Consider the following 18,370-nt stretch of genomic DNA (forward strand, 5'->3'; position numbering starts at 1 on the left):
ACCTCTTCCACCGCTTCGCGGTCCCCCTTCCCCGTGCGCGGGGAAGGCTAAAAACAAAAATGGCGCGGCAAGCGTGATGCCTGCGGCGTCATTTTTCTATCAGAATTGCCAGTTGATGCCGATGTTGCCCTGCCATTTCTTGTGCCAGTCACTGCCGAACGAGCGCTGGACGTCGCCGTAAAGGGTCGTGCGGTCGTTCAGGCGGTACGTGCCGCCGAGGCTGGCTTCGTACCAGGTGCTGCCGTAATCGCGTGACCAGTCCATTGTCTCGCCATCGCTGGCGGAGAGATGCATGCCACGGCGGCCGCCGAACTCGTGCAGCGCGGAGAGGCGCAGGTAATAGTCGAGCGGCTTCTCGGCATCCGGCGTGCGGCGGCCGAAGACGAAGCCGACGCGGCCGATGAAGCTGTCGTAGTCGTCCATGTGGACCTGCTTCTCGCGTGCCGTCGTGTAATGCGTGCTGCCGAGATGGCCGTAGACGAGCTGGGCCTGCGGCTCGATGAAGACACCTTTGTCGTTTAATTTCATCGTCTTGCCATACTCGAGGCTCAGGCTTGCCGCACGCGTGCGGTAACTCGCCTGATCCGGGTACGAACCCAACGTATGGAGGTCCACATCATCGCGGCCCCACTTGGCCACGGCGTCCGTGTAGACGCCCGAATCACCGAACCACGTGCCGTAAATGCCCGCCGCGAGCGAATGGTTGCTGCTCGTGCTGGTTTTCCAATCCCGTAGCCGTAACATCTGTTCTGTCCTTGTCTGTTCCAAGACCTGCCTTCAGCATAATGGAGGTGCCATGTCCCACTTCCACTTTTATGTCAGAAATTTTATTGTCATTGGCTTTATATTCATCATTGGCATTCATCGATTCATCCCGGCTTTGGGAATCCCGGCTCACGTCCACCCCTTCCAGGTAGATGCCGGAGGAATTGTAATCCTTTGCGTCAGAGTCTATGGAAATATGGAGTCCGTCCGCCAGCTTCACGGTGCCGGGATAGTCATCCTGCACCCAAATGCCGTTGGCTTCGTTTGGGTTGGAAAAAGTGGCCGTGATGTTTTTCGTATCCACCTTCGTCACATCTTTGGTAGTTTTAGCGGCAGAAGCGGCGATATCCACCACCGCGCGTTTTGTGCAGTCTTCTACATCGAAATCATCCGTCACCACCTGCCCCGGTTTGTCTATCGTCACCGGCTCAGCCGATGCAGCCGCCTGGGCCTCGGGCATGCCTGCCCATGAAAAAGAAGCCAGAGCGGAAAGTACGACTGCCGTCAAAACGGCCGTCTTCCTCCTGCGGCTATGTACGCCCTTGCCATGCGTTTTGGCAAGCTCCGATACGACGACATACCCATTCCTGGCTTCACTGTATATAACCTGGAACACCTTGTTCATTTTGCACGCTCCTTACACAAATTTAATAGTGCAAAAAGGTTTCCATTAGCAATGCGATGGTACTATGCAATTATCGCCAACCTTGATTTGTTTCTGCTCCTTTCCAGATACTTCTTACATTCCAATACCAAAAACATGTCACTAACTTCATTCTCTTTTCGTCCAGAAATTATAACACTTATCAAAAAAAAAAAAAAATAGTACTAAAAATCGATACGCTCTTATCCACAGCCCTTAATGTGTGTTTAAAGCAAATTTAATTCCAAAGGCTTAGATTTTCTAAGAAATGCGCATCGATATGCCGTCCAGCCTGTAATGACAACGGTTCCGAGGGCTCCTTTCTCCTGGATGCTCCGGCATCCCGCGCTTCGCGCCCGTGCGCGGGGCTACGACGCTTGCAAGGGCTTGCAGTTGAGTTTTGTTCTTACCCACTCTCCATGGACCTCTTCCGCCCCTTCGGGGCACCTTCCCCGTGCGCGGGGACAGCTGGGGGCTTGTGCAGATGGCGTCCCCTTGGGGGAAGTTGTCAGCGAAGCTGACTGAAGGGGTGCCTGCTCGCAGCAACTTGCCATTTTGCTGTAAACCGAAATATGCGCGAAACCTCGCCCATGGGCATCTTCCGGCCCTGCGGGCCACCTTCTCCAGGGATACCCCCGGCATCCCGCGCTTCGCGTCCGTACACGGGGCTACGCTGCATGTAAAGACTTGCAATCGATCATTGTTCATGCCCACCAGCTCAAGGACCTCTTCCACCGCTTACGCGGTCCCCCTTCCCCGTGCGCGGGGAAGGCTTAGAGCGCCCGTGTGCGGAGAAGGCAAAAAAAAGAACCCGCGCGGGCGGGTTCTTGAGATGCGATATGGATTTTGATGCTGGTCATTTGAGCATCGCGAGCATGGTACCGGCTGCTACAGCGGTGCCGATAACGCCGGCGACGTTCGGACCCATGGCGTGCATCAGGAGATAGTTGCCGGGCTTTGCTTTCATGCCAACGACCTGACTGACGCGGGCAGCCATCGGGACGGCGGAGACACCGGCCGAGCCGATGAGCGGGTTGATCTTCCAGCCCGAAGCGCGGCACATGATCTTGCCGAAGATGACGCCGCCGGCCGTGCCGAAGATGAAGGCGACGAGGCCGAGGACGATGATGAGCAGCGTCTGCGGGACGAGGAACGTCTCGGCGCTCATCGTCATGCCTGTACCAGTGGCCAGGAAAATCGTGACGATGTTGCACAGGGAATTCTGCGCCGTATCGGACAGACGATCCATGACGCCGGACTCACGGAAGATGTTGCCGAGCATCAGCATGCCGAGCAGCGACGCGATAGGCGGCAGCAGCAAACTGATGAGAATAGCGGCGACAATCGGGAAGCAGAGACGCTCAAACTTCGTGACGGGGCGCAGCTGCTCCATGACGACCTCGCGTTCTTTCTGCGTCGTGAGGAGCTTCATGACCGGCGGCTGAATGAGCGGCACGAGGGACATGTAGGAATAAGCGGCGACGGCAATGGCACCCAGGAGATGCGGAGCCATCTGGATGGTCAGGTAGATGGCCGTCGGGCCGTCTGCACCGCCGATGATGCCGATGGCACCGGCTTCCTGTACGTTAAAGCCGAGCAGCATGGCGCCGACGAGAGCGACGAAAACACCGATCTGTGCAGCTGCACCTAAGAGCAGCGTCGAAGGACGCGCAATCAGCGGGCCGAAGTCCGTCATGGCGCCGATGCCGAGGAAGATGAGCGGCGGGAAGATTTCGTTTGCGATGCCGTAATGGATGGCGAGCATCAGGCCCGGGTCCTCGAGGAAGCCCGTGCGCGGGAAGTTCGCGAGCACGCAGCCAAACGCAATCGGGCCGAGGAGCAGCGGCTCAAATTCCTTGACAATGGCGAGATACAGGAGCACGAGGCCCACGAGAATCATGATGCCATTGCCCATCGTGAAGGCCGAGAAGCCGCTGTCATTCCAGACGGCCTGCAGGGACACTGAAAATGCATTGATGAGTTCCATGAAAATCCCTCCCCTTCCTTCACATCAATGTGCGGCCGGCGACCATGTCGCGGCCCGACTGTTTCCAGCCATTGCGTTCAATCGGACGGATTGCACGAATCGCATCGACTCCGTAGCCGTAGCTCGCGACAGCTGCTGCGATGACGGCGACGACCTCCGGCGGTATGCCGGGAGCGACAGGCTCCGGCTCGGGAGCGGGTGCCGCAGCGGCAGGCTGTGCCGGTGCAGGCTCCTTCTTTTCATGACGCACGGTGGGGTCGATCTTATGGATCAACTTGATGACGAATCCCAAGGCAATCAACACCAGGAAGACGACGGTCATATTGATCAGCATAATGATCAATGGATTCGTGGTTACCGGTTGTGACATACAATCACCTCATTTATAAGATTATAAGGGCTAAAAATAGTTTACTTATTCATTATAAATTATTTTTACTGAAAATTAAAGTATTTTCTTTGCATCGCAATCATACATTCAGGGCATAAATCGCGTTTGAACAAGAACAAACCATAAAAAAGGCACAGGAACAGACAATTCTTGTGGGGGAATCATTCATTCCTGTGCGATTTTTTGTATGCCTTAAAGCAAACCTGCGGCGCGAAGATCGTCGCGTGCCTGCGCGATGTAGACATGGCGGAACGCCGGATACTCTCCGAGGCCATGCAGGACAGATTCGACCGGGAAACCGGCGGCCTGCAGCCGCGACTGCCAGGAGCCCTTGTCCTCACCGGCCATGTCGCGCGTGACGTGGCGGCCGCCCGCTAGCAGCAGCGGGGCGAGCAGGATGCGCCCGGCCTCCGCGGCCGGCACGCGCCGGAGCCGCTGCAGCACATCGTCAAACGTCGGCCAGTCAGACGGCTCGAGCACGCCGATATGGATGGGCAGCCCTGCCTCGTCGACGACGGCCTGCAGGCGCTCGTAGACGGGATTGTGCTGATGCGGCGAGCCGTGGCCCAGCAGCACGAGCTGCGTGCCGGACGAAACGGCGTGCGCGGCCTCTACGGCCCGCAGGCCGCGGATGTCGCATGCCGGGCGCGCAAAGGCCGGCGCGCCGAGCAGCAGTGCCGCAAAATGCGAAGCGTACTGCGCGACAACCGTGCAGACCTTTTGCTCGTACTCTTCCCCCGGCGTCAGGTACGTCGGCTGCACGAAGACCGTGTCATAGCCTTCGCCCTCAAGGCGTGCGAGCGCCTCGGGCAGGGAATCGACCGATACGCCGCGCTCTGAAAGCTTTGCCTTGAGGAAGCGCGAGGTATAGGCCTGCCGTACCGTCCATGCCGGGAATGCCTGCCGGAAATCCTCCGCGAGCGCATCGAGCGAGCGCGCACGCGAGGCCTCCGCGAGCACGCCGAAGCTCACGAGCAGCAGCGCGCGTTTCATCAGCCCTGCTCCTTCTTGACGACATCGGCAATGGCATGGCAGATGCGGTCGAGCTGATCCTGGTCCGGGCCCTCCGCCATGACGCGGATCAGAGGTTCCGTACCCGAAGGACGCACGAGGATGCGGCCGTTCTCGCCGAGTTCCTTGTCGCCGGCGGCAATGGCTTCCTTGATGGCTTCATTGTCTTCCCAGCCCTCTTTCGTCGCGACCTTGACGTTGACGAGGAGCTGCGGATACGTCGTCATGAGCGCCGTGAGGTCCGACGCCTTGCGGCCGCTGCGCTTGAGCGAGGAGAGCACCTGCAGGGCCGTGATGAGGCCGTCGCCCGTCGTGCTGAAATCGGTGAAGATGATGTGGCCGGACTGCTCGCCGCCGATCTTGTAGCCGTTCTTCAGCATGTTCTCGAGGACGTAGCGGTCGCCGACCTTCGTGATCTCGGCACGGCCGCCGGCCTTCTTGATGGCCTGATGGAAGCCGATGTTGGCCATAACCGTCGTGACGACCGTGTTGTACGGCAGCTTGCCCTCTTTCATCATGTCCATGGCGCACATGACGAGGATGTGGTCGCCGTCGATGACCTGGCCCTTCTCGTCGACGCAGAGGCAGCGGTCTGCATCACCGTCGTGCGCGATGCCGAAGTCTGCGCCGTTCTCGAGCACGGCCTTCTGCAGGGACTCGAGGTGCGTCGAGCCGCAGCCGTCGTTGATGTTCGTGCCGTTCGGCAGCGCGTGGATGACCTTGACGTCGGCACCGAGGCGGCGCAGGATCTTCGGCATGGCCTCGTAAGCGGCGCCGTTGGCGCAGTCGAGTACGACCTTGACGCCGTCAAAGCGTTCCTTGCACGTGGAGAGCACGAACTCCATGTACTGGTTCAGGAGGTCCGTGCGGTACTCGATGTGGCCGATGTGGCGGCCCGTCGGGCGCGGCAGATTGTCGTCCGTCTCGAGCTGGTGCACGATGGACTCGAGCTCGTCCTCAATGGAATCCGGCAGCTTGTAGCCGTCGCCGCCGAAGAACTTGATGCCATTGTCGTGGAACGGGTTGTGCGAAGCCGAGATGACGATGCCGGCTTTGGCCTTGTGCTTGCGCGCGAGGTAAGCGATGGCCGGCGTCGGGATAATGCCCGCGAGCATTGCGCGGCCGCCCGCCGAGCAGATGCCCGCCGTCAGCGCGGATTCAAACATCTCGCCCGAGATGCGCGTATCGCGGCCGATGATGATGAGCGGCTGCTCCTCCGACTCTTTGCCGAAGTAGAGCGTCGCTGCGCGGCCGAGACGGTATGCCATCTCCGGCAGCAGCGTCTTGTTTGCCTCTCCGCGGACACCGTCCGTACCGAATAATCTTGCCATGTTATTCCCTCTCCTTATTTCCTTGTTATTTTTCTGGAATAGTGTTCTTAATCAGTATGCACATTTTTCGTCAAAAATGCAAGTGCGGCTTTCATGCCATCGACGGCGGCACTCATGATGCCGCCGGCATAACCGGCTCCCTCGCCCATCGGATAAAGGCCGGGCGTGCATTCTGCGACGAAGCTCTGTCGGTCGCGGCGGATGCGGCAGGGCGCCGACGAGCGCGTCTCGACGCCCGTCATGACGGCCCCGGCATTGGCAAAGCCCGGAATCTTGCGGTCAAACCAGGGCAGAGCGCCTGCGAGCGTCTTCGTGATGAAGTCCGGCAGGCAGCGGTGAAGATCCGCCGGACGCGTGCCCGGCGCGTACGTCGGCCGCGTCAAAAACTCGCGCGAGCCGCTCGTGCCCTTGAGGAAATCCCCCACGGTCTGCACAGGCGCATAGTAGTCGCGGCCGCCAAGGTCGAAGGCCAGCCCCTCAAGATCCTGCTGGAGCTTCATGCCCGCGAGCACGCCCGCGCCGAAATCCTCCGGCGTGACCTGCACGAGCAGCGCGCCGTTCGCAATGCCCGAATTGCGGCGGTAATTGCTCATGCCGTTCGTAACGACGCGCTGTTCCTCCGAAGCCGCCGCCACGACGAGGCCGCCGGGGCACATGCAGAAAGAATAGGCGCCGCGCCCCGTCACGGGGTCCTTGTACGTCAGCGCGTAATCGGCGACGGGCAGGCGCGGATTGCCCGCGTCTTCTCCGTACTGCGCACGGTCGATGAATTCCTGCGGATGCTCGATGCGCACACCCATCGCAAAGGGCTTTGCCTCCATGGCGACGCCGCGCGAGAGAAGCATGCGGTACGTGTCGCGGGCCGAATGGCCGATGCCGAGGAAGACTATGTCTGTCGGGATGCGTTCGTCATCGTTGACGATGACTGCCTCCACGCCCTCTGCGCCGAGCTCGAGATCCGTGACGCGCGCGCCGAAGCGCACCTCGCCGCCGAGCCGGATGACTTCCTGTCGCAGGTTCTTGACGACCGTGCGCAGGATGTCCGTGCCGATGTGCGGCTTGTGCAGGTAACGGATCTCCTCGGGTGCACCGGCCGCGACGAACGCCTCGATGACATCCTTCATATGCGGGTCGTTGATGCGCGTCGTGAGCTTGCCGTCCGAGAATGTACCGGCACCTCCCTCGCCGAACTGGACGTTCGACTGCGGATTGAGCGCACCGCCCTGCCAGAACTTCGCGATATCCGCATGGCGCGTGTCGACGTCATGGCCGCGCTCGAGCACGAGCGGCGAGAGTCCTGCACGCGCGAGCGTCAGGGCCGCGAACATGCCGGCCGGGCCGAAGCCCACGACGACGGGGCGGGATGCTCCGGGCTTCCCCGCCGGTACCATTGCGGGACGAGACGGCTGCACCGCCTCCACATTGCGGTCGCGGCGCAGCTTCTGCAGGACCTTGCGCTCCTGCTTCTCACCGCCTGCGAGCGTGACATCGAGCACGTAAACAAACTGAATGGGTGCGCCATGGTATCTCCTGGCGTCGACAGCCTTACGCACAATTACCACCCCGGCAAGCTGCTGGGGTGGTAACATGATGCGTTTGGCTGCAAGGTTTTGCAGGCTCGTCTCCTCGTCGAAGGGGACGGCCAGATTGCGTATCCTGATCACTTGCAACTTCACTCCAATTATGCATGAACTTGTAACAATCCAATCACAGGGGCCGGAAGGTCACGTGGCCTTCTTCTTCGCCCGGATCTCGATATGGACCGTGACGGCGTGGTTCGTAACCGTCACGCCATCGGGCAGCACGAGCTGCACCGTCTTGTCGGCATTCTTCGTCAGGCCTGCCAGCGAAATCTTCTCCGTCTCGATGCTCGAGATCTTCGCGAGCATATCGTCGCGGCCGGCAATCTCGATCTTCGTAGGATCGACCCTGACCGTGCCGAGTTCATAGCCCTGCTCAAGATCGCTGCCGAGATCCGGCTGGATCGTGACGATCTTCTTCGTCAGGCCGCGGGCCAGCTGCACGCTGACTTCCGCCGACGACGGATAGATGGTCACGCCGGCCACCTCGCAGCCGTCGCTGTTGATGGCCGTAAGCGGCACCTTGAGGCTGAAATCCTCGTTGTTGCCGGCGAGGCCCACGTAGCCGATTACGCGCGTCACATCGCGGATATCCGATTCCGCGCCTTCGATTGTCACCGTCTCAACCGACGGCGAGACGCGCGCAACTGTCGTGCCTGGTGCCGTGGAGCCTGTGACGATGAATTCCGCACGGATCGTCTTTTGGATGATGCGGTCGAGCGTAAACGTAACGGTATCCGGCTTCGCTTCGACAAGCTCAAATCCCTGCGGCAGCACCGTCTGCACCTTGACGGCATGCTTGCCGGAATCGAGGTTCGAGAGGTCGACATACGCCTTGAAGTCGCTGTCGGACGCCGAGACAAAGAGTGAGCGCGGGCCGCGGACCTTGAGCTTCACCGACGAAGCGTCCTTCGTGATCTTATAGCCCTCCGGCGCATTGATGACATCGAGCTGCACGGTATACGTGCTCTCGATGGCGGGATTCTGGTCGTTCATGACGTAGCCCCAGAGGATCAAGGCGACAACGAGAGCCAAGATCTTAGCCGGCAGATTGTGCTGCACGAGTCTGCGAAGTCTTGCTATCATTTCTTTTTCCTCCAGTTGCGTACCATGTCCTTGATGCCCTTCTGCGGCGAGGTGAAGGCCGGGCGCAGGATGTTCTTGAGCTTCTCGATATCGAGATGGCGCACCATGCGGCCGTTCTCAGCGACGGAAATCGTGCCCGTCTCCTCACTGACCACGATGACGAGCGCATCGCACTGCTCCGAAAGACCGATGGCCGCGCGGTGGCGCGTGCCGAGCTCCGTGGAAAGCGAGCGGTTCTCCGTCAGCGGCAGCAGACAGCCCGCCGCAATGAGACGCTTGCCGCGCACGACGGCCGCACCATCGTGCAGCGGCGTGTTCGGGATGAAGACGTTGAGCAGGAAATCCGCCGTGATGAGGCCGTCGATCTGGATGCCCGTCGCACTGATATCGTTGAGGCCCATGTTGCGCTCGATGACGATGAGCGCGCCGGTCTTGTTGGCTGACATGACCTTGACGGCCTTCGCGAGCTCGTGCACGACGGAACGCGCCTCCTCATCGTCGAGGAAGACCGACGGCCCGAGGAACTTGCCCTGGCCGAGATGCTCGAGCGCGCGCCGGAGCTCTGGCTGGAACACAATGGGCAGGGCGACGAAGAGCAGCGTTACGGCCTTCTGGAGCAGCCAGGAAATGACGTGGAGCTCGAGCCAGCTGCAGACGATCGTCACGCCCAGCAGCACGAGGATGCCCTTGACGAGCGTAATGGCCCGCGTGTCCTGGAGCATGACGTACACCTTGTAGAGGATGACGGCCACGATGATGATATCGAGGATGTCCATCGGCCCGATGGTTGAGATGATGCCATGAAATTGCAAGGGAAAAGGTAGTTCAAACGGCATAAGCATAGCTCCTACAAAAATAAGTGAATGAAAAATGAATCCGAAAATATCTCTATTATAATGCTATTCTCGCCTCGGACAGCAATTTCCTTGTTACCGCTGAAATTTTTTAGTCACAAAAAGGCCCGCCTCAAAAGAAGCGGACCTCTGACTGCTGTGCAGGACAGGATGATTATTTGATTTCGCGAATCCAGCCCTTTTCCGGTGCCTCGACCGTGCCGAGCTGAATGCCGCGCAGCGTGTTGTAGAGTTTCGTGAGCACAGGACCCATTTCCTGCATGCCGCTCGGGAACTCGATCGTCTCGCCATTGCCGACGACCTTGCCGACCGGGCAGATAACGGCAGCCGTGCCGCAGAGGCCGGCTTCGGCGAAGTCCTTGAGCTCCGTGAACTTGACCGGACGATGCTCGACCGTGTAGCCGAGGTGCTCTGCAATCGTGACGAGCGAACGGCGCGTGATGGACGGCAGGATGCTGTCGGATTTCGGCGTGACGAGCTTGCCGTCCTTCGTGACGAACAGGAAGTTTGCGCCGCCCGTTTCCTCAACATAGGTGCGCGTTGCCGCATCGAGGTACATGTTTTCATCGAAGCCTCTCTGATGGGCGAGGATGTACGGATACAGGCTCATCGCGTAGTTCAGGCCGGCCTTGATGTTGCCCGTGCCGTGCGGAGCAGCGCGGTCGTAATCGCTGACGCAGATCGTGATTGGCTTGACGCCGTTCTTGAAGTAAGAACCAACCGGCGTGCCGAAGAGGCGGAACTGGTACTCGTCAGCCGGCTTGACGCCGATGACCGGGCCCGTGGCGAAGAGGTACGGACGCAGGTAGAGTGCGCCGCCCGACTCATACGGCGGAATCCAGTCCTTGTTGGCTGCGACGACCTGGTCGACGGCCTCGAGGAACATCTCCTCGGAAACCGGCGGCATCTCGAGGCGCTTGGCCGAATCGATCATGCGCTTGGCGTTCATGTCCGGACGGAACGTGACCACGCGGCCATCCTTCGTCTTGTAAGCCTTGAGGCCCTCGAATACTTCCTGGCAGTACTGCAGGATGCCGGCGCACTCGTTGAGCTGTACCGTCGGATCATCCGTCAGATGACCCTCACCCCATTTGCCATCCTTATAGTTCGCAACGTAACGCTGGGAAATCGGCTGATACGAGAACGTGAGCTTATCCCAATCCACATCAACTTTTGCCATTGAAAACTCCTCTTTTCTTCCGTGAAAGTATCTATATCATAGACCCGGCCTGTACAATTTGTCAATAGGTCGGCAAAATAAAAGTATACAATATTCACCAAGCAGGAATCTTTGTCCTTCCTGTTTGTTACATGCGTCCATCTGCCGGCATATTCTCAAGCTGCCTGCGCGCCTCGGGGAGAGCCTGCAAGATATCCGTCGCCACGAGGCCTTCGCACAGCCTGGTGTAGGCGAGATCGCCGGCCCGGCCGTGCAGGAAGGTCCCCACGAGCGGGGCCTGATCGCTGCCCGTCTGCTCGATGAGGCCCGCGATCGTGCCGGCCAGGACATCTCCGGCACCGGCCGTCGCCATGCCGGGGTTGCCGACCGTCGTGAAGTAGACGCGCCCGTCGGGGTACGCGACGAGCGTGCACTCACTCTTGGCCACGAGAATGGCCCGATATTCCCGCGCCGCCTCACGCACAAACCCCAGGAGGTCTTCCCGCAGATCCGACACCGTGAGGCCCGTGAGGCCGGCGAGCTCGCCGAGGTGCGGCGTGATGACGGGCGGCTGCGGGCATTTCGCGAGCTCCGCACCGTGATTGCGGAAGGCGTAGAGTGCGTCGGCGTCGAGGACGAGCGGCTTGTCATACGCCATGGCAAAGGCACGCACGAGCTCCATCGTCTGCGGCGCGCGCCCGAGCCCCGGCCCCATGAGCACACCGTCGTAGTCTGCGGCAAGTGCCAGCAGCTCGTCAAGCGCCCCTTCGCCGCCAAGCGCTCCGTCCGTCTCCAGCAGCGGCTTTGTCATGACCTCCGTGAGCTTCACGGCCAGAAGAGGCTGCAGGCTCGCCGGCACGGCCAGCGTCACGATGCCGCAGCCCGCACGCAGCGCAGCCTGCGAGGCCATTGCGGCGGCCCCCGTCATGCCGCGCGCCCCGGCCACGACGAGGATACGGCCGCACGTGCCCTTGTGCGCCGCACGGATGCGCGCCGGCAGCAGCGAGGCGGCAAGCCTTTCATCGAGCAGTTCCTGCCGGATGGCGTCATCCGTGAGCAGGGGATACGGGATGCCGATGTCCGACACCGAAAGCTTGCCCGTATGGTCGGCACCGGGGCTCAGATAGTGGCCGGGCTTCGGCAGGCCTAGCGTCACCGTGCGCGCCGCCTCGATGGCCACGGATGCCACCTTGCCCGTGTCGGCCTCGACGCCGCTCGCGATGTCGATGGCAAGGATCGGTTTTCCTGACGCATTGAGCATCGAGATGACCTCGCGCATCTTCTCGCGCGGCGCCCCGGCAAAGCCCGTGCCGAGCAGCCCGTCGATGATGAGATCCGTGAAATGCAGCGAGAGGCGTAGCCGGTCCATGTCGCGCTTCTCCGTCAGCGTGTGCACCGCGATGCCCATCTGCGTGAGGACATCGCGCATCACGGCCGGCGAATGCTTGATGTGCTCGGGATTGCCGGCCAGGAACACCTTGACTGCCGCACCGCGGTTCGCGAGATACCGTGCGGCTGCAAATGCATCGCCACCGTTGTTGCCGCTGCCCGCTGCGATGGAAATCTGCCGACCCTTCACCGTGCCGAGCATCGCGATGGCCGCCTCGGCCACCTTGCCGCCGGCCGTCTCCATCAAGAGAAGCTCGGGCAGGCCATACTCCTCGCCGGCACGCCGATCAATCTCCCGCATTTCCTGTACGAGTGACAATTTCATGCTCATCCCTCCATCACGCATTGTGCCACCGCATACGACTCCGTATGGCTCAGTGACAGCCACACTTCCTTGATGCCGCGCTGCCGCGCGAGCTCGGCAAAGTAGCCATGCAGCTTCACGCGCGGCGCACCGAGTGCATCCGGCACGATTTCCACATCGAGCAGCGTGCCGCCGCGCAGCCCCGTGCCAAAGGCCTTGAGCACGGCCTCCTTGCCCGAGAAGCGCGCCGCAAAGCTCGCAGCCGCCTGCACGCCGCGTCCCCGGCAGTACTCCTGCTCCCCCTGCGTGTAGACGCGCGCGACAAACCGTTCCTTCGCGACGGCCTGACGGATCCGTTCAATCTCTATGATATCGGTCCCGATTCCTCGAATCAAGCAACCATCCCCTTCTTTTCTATACAACTTTATATCTATTATTTCCCTGTCGCGAAAAGGTTTTCCTTCCCGAAAAAAAATTTATCTTTTTTACAATAATTTTTGGTTATACTATCATACATTCATCAAAAATATGGTATAATGGCAGTGAATAAAAGAAGTTTATGCAGTTTATCCAATTTATTTCATAAAGAAAGAAGCGATCACATGGAACTAAGACAACTCGAATATTTCCAGATGGCCAGCCGTCTGCGCAATATCACCCGTGCGGCTGAACGCCTGCGTGTTTCTCAGCCAAACATCACCGTCGCCATCAAGAAACTGGAAGCTGAGCTTGGGATCCAGCTGTTTGACCGCAGCCAGAAGCAGCTCTCGCTGACACCGGAGGGCGCCGTCTTCCTCAACCGCGTCGAGCTCGCCCTGCGCAATATCCAGGATGCCGTACTCGAAGTTAACGACTACAAGCAGCTCCAGAAGGGCACAATCAAGATTGGCGTGCCGCCGATGATGGGCGCCTACCTCTTCCCGCGCATCTTCTCGAGCTTCCAGCGCCGCTACTCGCACCTCGACATCTTCATGCATGAAGAAGCCTCGATGTCCATCCGCGAGCAGCTCGAGCGCGATGAGCTCGACTTCGGCATCATCATCATCTCGGGTGCCTCCCACCATCTGCAGCTCCTGCCGATGTCGAAGAACCAAATCCTCTGCTGCGTGCCAGAGGAAAGCCCGCTCGCAAGCAAGAAGAGCATCTCGCTGCAGGATGTCGCCGACTCGAAGATTGTCATGCTCAAGGAAGGCTCGTTCCTGCGCCAGACCATCCTCGGCAAGATGAAAGAAGCCAACATCACGCCGAATATCGTGCTCGAATCCAATCAGATCGTCACGCTCAAGGGTCTCGTCGCGAGCGGCGTCGGCATCACGTTCCTGCTCGACATGGTTGTCGGCAATACGCCGGGCATGAAGGCCATCCCGCTCGCCGATCCGCTCTTCGTCGATGTCGGCCTGGCCTGGAAGAAGGACCGCTACATCTCGAAGGCCGCGCAGTCCTTCATCGATTTCTGCAAGGACCTGCTCAAGCAGAACCACGGTTCCGCTGTCTGACCGGGTCTTTCTCCATCATCCCGTTTTCTCGACACGTAAAATGGTCATCCCGCCCCACAGGCAGGATGACCATTTTTCTTTCTTATATATGCGTATATGAAGATGCGTCACGTCATGTTCAGCGCTGCAGGATTTCGAGGATGGCCTCGCCGATGTCCTGCGTCTTCGCCTGGCCGCCGAGATCCGGCGTCAGCGTCTTCTTCTCGACGAGCAGCGTCTCGATGGCTGAGAGGACGCGCCTGCCCCACTCCGGCTTGCCGAAGAAATCGAGCATCTGGCTGATGGACCAGATGCTGGCCAGCGGGTTCGCGATGCCCTTGCCGGCGATATCCGGCGCACTGCCGTGGATGGGCTCGAACATCGACGGGTACTTGCGCTCCGGGTTGAGGTTCGCACCGGCCGCCAGGCCCATGCCGCCCGCGATGGCCGCGCCGAGATCCGTCAGGATGTCGCCGAACAGATTGCTCGTGACGACGACCTCGAAGCGCTTGGGGTTCTTGACGAACATCATGCTCGCGGCATCGACGAGCAGCTTGTGCGTCTCAACGTCCGGATACTCCTTGCCGAGCTCGGCGAAAATCTCATCCCAGAACACCATCGAATACCCGAGTGCATTGCCCTTGGAGATGGAGGTCAGCGTCTTGTGCTCGCGGCGCGCGAGTTCATACGCGTAGCGCATGATGCGCTCACAGCCTCTGCGCGAGAAAACGCCCGTCTGCAGGGCGATTTCCTGTGGCGTCCCCGGATAGAGGCGTGCGCCGACATCGGCGTACTCGCCCTCGCTGTTCTCGCGGATGACGACCATGTCGATGTCCTCGCGCTTGACGCCGGCGAGCGGGCACGGCGCGCCCTCGAGCAGTTTTACCGGGCGCAGATTGACGTATTCATCAAAGCCGCGGCGAATCTTCAGGAGCAGCTGCCCCAGCGAGACGTTGTCGGGCACGCCGGGATAACCGACGGCACCGAGGTAAATGGCATCAAAGGCCTTGAGCTTCTCGAGCCCATCCTCGTCCATCATCCTGCCCGTCCGCAGGTAATACTCGCAGCCCCAGGGGAAATCGGTGAATTCGACGGCGAAGCTGCCGTCCATGGCGGCAATGCCGGAGAGGACTTTCTTGCCTTCCGCGATGACCTCAGGGCCGATGCCATCGCCGGCGATCACGGCAATCTTGAATTTTTCCATGAAAAACACTCCTTTTTCAAGTGATCCGGATGGATATGGAAAAAGCGGCTTCCAGAAGGAAACCGCTCAAAAAGCTGGTGAACGCTTACATGACGATATGCGCCATGACAAAGCCGGCACAGCAGCCCGTGATGACACCGATGAGGCCCGGGATCATGAAGCTGTGGTTCAGGATGTACTTGCCGATGCGCGTCGTACCCGAACGGTCGAAGCCGATGCAGGCCAGATCGGAAGGATACGTCGGCAGGAAGAAGTAACCGTAGCAGGCCGAGATGAACGACATGATGAGGACAGGGTCCATGCCGACATTGAGGGCCAGCGGCATAACGATGGCGATGGCCGCAGCCTGCGAGTTAACGAGTTTCGACGTCAGGAAGGCGAAGATGGCATAAGCCCACGGATACGCCTGTACGGCGACGCCGAGCCACTCCTTGAGGATCGTCATATGGTTGGAGAAATACGTATCTGCCATCCAGGCAACGCCGTATACGGAAACGAGTGCGACGATACCGGAGCGGAATACCTGGCTGTTGCCGACATCCTTGGCCTTGATCTTGCAGAAAATCAGGATCATGGCGGCGACAAAGAGCATGACCATCTGGATGACGTCCGTCATCGAAATGGCCTTCATGACGCCCTTGGCGTTCGGGAAATGCGGCAGGAGCGACGGGAAATTGCCGAGGCAGGCGATGACGAGGATGCCGAGGAAGAAGATGTACATGGCATGGTAATAGGACTTCGGCAGTTCCTTGCCCTGCAGCGTCTCGGACTCGCCGTAGACGTACTCCTTGTTCTCCGGGTCCTTGATGAATTCCTGGAAGCGCGGATCCTTGTCGAGATCCTTGCCGCGGCGGTACGACCAGAGGGCAGCGCAAAGGACGCCGACGAACGTGGCCGGGATGGAAACCGCGAGAATCTGCAGAACCGTGTACTCATAGCCGGCAGCAGCCATGAAGCCGACGATGGAGACGACGGCAACCGAAACCGGCGAAGCGCAGATACCCATCTGCGAAGCGACGGAAGCGACGGCCATCGGGCGCTCCGGGCGGATGTTCTGCTTGATGGCGATATCATAGATGATCGGGAACATCGTGTAGACGACGTGGCCCGTGCCGCAGAGCACCGTCAGGAACCAGGTCGTGATTGGCGCGAGAATCGTGATCTGCTTCGGGTTGTTGCGCAGGAATTTCTCTGCGTACTTCAGCATGACCGTGAGGCCGCCCGAAGTCTGCAGGAAGCCGGCGCAGGTGACGACGGCGAGGATCGTGAGCATGACGCCGATTGGCGGCACGCCTGGCTTATAGCCAAAGACAAATGTAAAGATGACCAGACCGATACCGCTGATGACAGCCAGGCCGATGCCGCCGTGACGCACACCGAAGACCAGGCAGGCCAACAGGACGATAAGACCAAGTAGCATTTCCAAAATGAACTCCCCTTCCTTAGAAATGACCTTGATGATAAATAAGATAAATGAAAAAATACCCCATGGCTGAACGGCAGCCTGCTGAGCAGGCATAAGTCAAATGCAAACAATCGTTTCTTTTGGATTGATTGCATTTGCTTTATAAGATTCGCTGCCGCTTGACGAAATCCTGCTCGCAAAGAAAAAGAATTTGAACGAACCGTCTCCGTCAGAGCCTCGTATATTATACAACATAATGAAAGCATAAGTAAATACTATTTATTATAAAATATTTAGATGATAAATAAAAAATATTATAATATGACCACTATTAATTATCCTGCTTTTTCTCTCATTTTTTGAACAATATGCAGAAAATAATTTTTTCATTTTCTCCGCTTCCCTATTTGAAATGGCATACCAATGTGTTATAATATGCTAAAAAGTTATATTGATAACGATTCTAACAATTCGATAGGAGGATTTTCATTCATGGCAACCATTAATGATAACTATCTGAAACTCCCTGGCAGCTATCTCTTCGCTGAGATTGCACGTCGCGTCGCTGCATATAAGGAAGCACATCCGGAAGCGGACATCATCCGCCTTGGCATTGGCGATGTCACGCAGCCGCTGCCGCAGGCCTGCATCGAGGCCATGCACAAGGCCGTCGACGATCAGGCCAAGGCCGAGACGTTCCACGGCTACGGCCCGGAACAGGGCTACTCCTTCCTGACGGAAGCCATCATCAAGAACAACTACACGGACCGCGGCATCGAGATCGCACCCGATGAGATTTTTGTCAGCGACGGCTCCAAGAGCGACTGCGGCAACATCCAGGAAATCTTCGGACTCGCCAACAAGGTCGCCATCACGGACCCGGTATACCCGGTATACCTCGATACGAATGTCATGGCTGGCCGCACGGGCGAGCTCCAGAAAGACGGTCACTTCGAGGGCGTCGTTTACCTGCCCTGCACGGCGGAGAACAACTTTGCCCCGGCCCTGCCAAAAGAGCACGTCGATATGCTTTACCTCTGCTGCCCGAACAACCCGACGGGCACGACGCTCTCGCGTGAGGAACTGACGAAGTGGGTCAACTACGCCAAGGAAAATGAGACGGTCATCCTCTTCGATGCCGCCTATGCTGCTTACATCACGGAAGAGGATGTGCCGCGTTCCATCTACGAGATCCCGGGTGCCAAGGATGTTGCCATCGAGTTCCGTTCCTTCTCCAAGACGGCTGGCTTCACGGGTACGCGCTGCGGCTACACGATCATCCCGAAGACGGTCAAGGGCCGCGCAGCCGACGGTTCGCTCGTATCGTTCAACAAGCTCTGGAACCGCCGCCATACGACGAAGTTCAACGGCACGGCCTATATCGTGCAGCGCGGTGCTGCCGCCATCTACACGGAAGAAGGCCAGAAGCAGGTCAAAGAGCTCGTTTCCTATTATATGGAAAATGCCCGCGTGATCCGCGAGGGTCTCAAGGCCGCCGGCCTCGAGGCATACGGCGGCGTCAACGCCCCGTACATCTGGCTCAAGACCCCGAAGAACATGAGCTCGTGGGATTTCTTCGACAAGCTGCTGACGGAAGCCAACATCGTCGGCACGCCGGGCGCCGGCTTCGGCCCCTGCGGCGAAGGCTATTTCCGTCTCACGGCCTTCGGCAGCCACGAGAACACGAAGCGCGCCGTAGCCCGCTTCGCCAAGCTCAAATTCTAAGCAACTATAAGGCAAAAAATGGGGCTGTGAAATAACAGATCCCCAAAAACAAGAGGGCCGC

15 protein-coding genes and 1 pseudogene are annotated in these 18,370 nt (G+C 59.1%); 2 read left to right on the forward strand and 14 right to left on the reverse strand.

Annotated features, from left to right (window positions below; all coding sequences use genetic code 11):
• Nucleotides 1-99: 99 nt before the first annotated feature.
• The 12 genes and pseudogenes from DWX75_RS02020 to acpS form a co-directional block, all read right to left on the reverse strand.
• Nucleotides 100-744: an autotransporter outer membrane beta-barrel domain-containing protein gene (locus tag DWX75_RS02020; RefSeq protein WP_118014425.1), complete on the reverse strand. Its 645-nt coding sequence runs from the start codon at nt 742-744 to the stop codon at nt 100-102.
• Complete coding sequence (locus tag DWX75_RS02025; protein WP_118014427.1) at nt 662-1,390, reverse strand: ESPR domain-containing protein; 729 nt, start codon at nt 1,388-1,390, stop codon at nt 662-664. Before DWX75_RS02025 ends, DWX75_RS02020 begins: the two co-directional genes overlap by 83 nt.
• Before the next feature lie 874 nt (nt 1,391-2,264).
• The gene (locus DWX75_RS02030; RefSeq protein WP_118014429.1) at nt 2,265-3,395 is read right to left on the reverse strand and encodes a sodium ion-translocating decarboxylase subunit beta; all 1,131 of its coding nucleotides are present in this window, start codon (nt 3,393-3,395) and stop codon (nt 2,265-2,267) included.
• Between the two features lie 19 nt (nt 3,396-3,414).
• Nucleotides 3,415-3,765, reverse strand: a complete 351-nt coding sequence (locus tag DWX75_RS02035) for an OadG family protein (protein WP_118014431.1) — start codon at nt 3,763-3,765, stop codon at nt 3,415-3,417.
• 213 nt (nt 3,766-3,978) lie between these two features.
• On the reverse strand, nt 3,979-4,779 hold the full coding sequence (locus tag DWX75_RS02040) for a sirohydrochlorin cobaltochelatase (RefSeq protein WP_118014433.1): 801 nt from the start codon (nt 4,777-4,779) through the stop codon (nt 3,979-3,981).
• On the reverse strand, nt 4,779-6,128 hold the full coding sequence (glmM, locus tag DWX75_RS02045; RefSeq protein ID WP_118014435.1) for a phosphoglucosamine mutase: 1,350 nt from the start codon (nt 6,126-6,128) through the stop codon (nt 4,779-4,781). Before glmM ends, DWX75_RS02040 begins: the two co-directional genes overlap by 1 nt.
• Nucleotides 6,129-6,175: 47 nt before the next feature.
• On the reverse strand, nt 6,176-7,792 hold the full coding sequence (locus DWX75_RS02050; RefSeq protein WP_118014437.1) for an NAD(P)/FAD-dependent oxidoreductase: 1,617 nt from the start codon (nt 7,790-7,792) through the stop codon (nt 6,176-6,178).
• Between the two features lie 60 nt (nt 7,793-7,852).
• Entirely contained in the window at nt 7,853-8,794 is a 942-nt protein-coding gene (locus DWX75_RS02055; RefSeq protein WP_118014439.1) for a YbbR-like domain-containing protein, read from the reverse strand.
• Nucleotides 8,791-9,630 carry a diadenylate cyclase CdaA gene (cdaA, locus tag DWX75_RS02060; RefSeq protein WP_118014441.1) on the reverse strand — a complete coding sequence of 280 codons (840 nt, stop codon included), beginning with the start codon at nt 9,628-9,630 and terminating at the stop codon, nt 8,791-8,793. The genes DWX75_RS02055 and cdaA overlap by 4 nt, the downstream gene beginning before the upstream one ends.
• Before the next feature lie 172 nt (nt 9,631-9,802).
• Nucleotides 9,803-10,843, reverse strand: a pseudogene (locus tag DWX75_RS02065) (branched-chain amino acid aminotransferase); the annotation flags it as partial.
• Nucleotides 10,844-10,955: 112 nt separating this feature from the next.
• Nucleotides 10,956-12,521, reverse strand: a complete 1,566-nt coding sequence (locus tag DWX75_RS02070; protein ID WP_118014445.1) for an NAD(P)H-hydrate dehydratase — start codon at nt 12,519-12,521, stop codon at nt 10,956-10,958.
• A 2-nt stretch (nt 12,522-12,523) separates the two neighbouring features.
• Entirely contained in the window at nt 12,524-12,895 is a 372-nt protein-coding gene (gene acpS, locus DWX75_RS02075) for a holo-ACP synthase (protein ID WP_118014447.1), read from the reverse strand.
• A gap of 207 nt (nt 12,896-13,102) precedes the next feature.
• On the opposite strand from acpS, the gene DWX75_RS02080 reads away from it, so the two are divergent.
• Entirely contained in the window at nt 13,103-13,996 is an 894-nt protein-coding gene (locus DWX75_RS02080; protein WP_118014449.1) for a LysR family transcriptional regulator, read from the forward strand.
• Between the two features lie 118 nt (nt 13,997-14,114).
• Here DWX75_RS02080 and DWX75_RS02085 read toward each other — a convergent pair whose 3' ends face one another.
• Together DWX75_RS02085 and DWX75_RS02090 are read right to left on the reverse strand one after the other, a co-directional pair.
• The gene (locus tag DWX75_RS02085; RefSeq protein WP_118014451.1) at nt 14,115-15,179 is read right to left on the reverse strand and encodes a tartrate dehydrogenase; all 1,065 of its coding nucleotides are present in this window, start codon (nt 15,177-15,179) and stop codon (nt 14,115-14,117) included.
• A gap of 85 nt (nt 15,180-15,264) precedes the next feature.
• A complete protein-coding gene (locus DWX75_RS02090; protein WP_118014453.1) occupies nt 15,265-16,605 on the reverse strand; it encodes an anaerobic C4-dicarboxylate transporter in 1,341 nt (446 codons plus the stop codon).
• Between the two features lie 471 nt (nt 16,606-17,076).
• Between DWX75_RS02090 and DWX75_RS02095 the strand changes: the two genes are divergently transcribed.
• Nucleotides 17,077-18,309, forward strand: coding sequence for an LL-diaminopimelate aminotransferase (locus DWX75_RS02095; RefSeq protein ID WP_118014455.1), 1,233 nt, complete (start codon nt 17,077-17,079; stop codon nt 18,307-18,309).
• Nucleotides 18,310-18,370: the final 61 nt, after the last annotated feature.

This window comes from Mitsuokella sp. AF21-1AC (genome assembly GCF_003458855.1).
Taxonomy (GTDB): domain Bacteria; phylum Bacillota; class Negativicutes; order Selenomonadales; family Selenomonadaceae; genus Mitsuokella.

Bases quoted from the DNA above. Each gene is read 5' to 3' on its own strand.
- DWX75_RS02030 (WP_118014429.1), bottom strand. From the start codon at position 3,395: ATGGAACTCATCAATGCATTTTCAGTGTCCCTGCAGGCCGTCTGGAAT.
- DWX75_RS02080 (WP_118014449.1), top strand. From the start codon at position 13,103: ATGGAACTAAGACAACTCGAATATTTCCAGATGGCCAGCCGTCTGCGC.
- DWX75_RS02025 (WP_118014427.1), bottom strand. From the start codon at position 1,390: ATGAACAAGGTGTTCCAGGTTATATACAGTGAAGCCAGGAATGGGTAT.
- DWX75_RS02020 (WP_118014425.1), bottom strand. From the start codon at position 744: ATGTTACGGCTACGGGATTGGAAAACCAGCACGAGCAGCAACCATTCG.
- DWX75_RS02095 (WP_118014455.1), top strand. From the start codon at position 17,077: ATGGCAACCATTAATGATAACTATCTGAAACTCCCTGGCAGCTATCTC.
- glmM (WP_118014435.1), bottom strand. From the start codon at position 6,128: ATGGCAAGATTATTCGGTACGGACGGTGTCCGCGGAGAGGCAAACAAG.
- DWX75_RS02085 (WP_118014451.1), bottom strand. From the start codon at position 15,179: ATGGAAAAATTCAAGATTGCCGTGATCGCCGGCGATGGCATCGGCCCT.
- DWX75_RS02035 (WP_118014431.1), bottom strand. From the start codon at position 3,765: ATGTCACAACCGGTAACCACGAATCCATTGATCATTATGCTGATCAAT.
- DWX75_RS02055 (WP_118014439.1), bottom strand. From the start codon at position 8,794: ATGATAGCAAGACTTCGCAGACTCGTGCAGCACAATCTGCCGGCTAAG.
- DWX75_RS02040 (WP_118014433.1), bottom strand. From the start codon at position 4,779: ATGAAACGCGCGCTGCTGCTCGTGAGCTTCGGCGTGCTCGCGGAGGCC.
- DWX75_RS02070 (WP_118014445.1), bottom strand. From the start codon at position 12,521: ATGAAATTGTCACTCGTACAGGAAATGCGGGAGATTGATCGGCGTGCC.
- cdaA (WP_118014441.1), bottom strand. From the start codon at position 9,630: ATGCCGTTTGAACTACCTTTTCCCTTGCAATTTCATGGCATCATCTCA.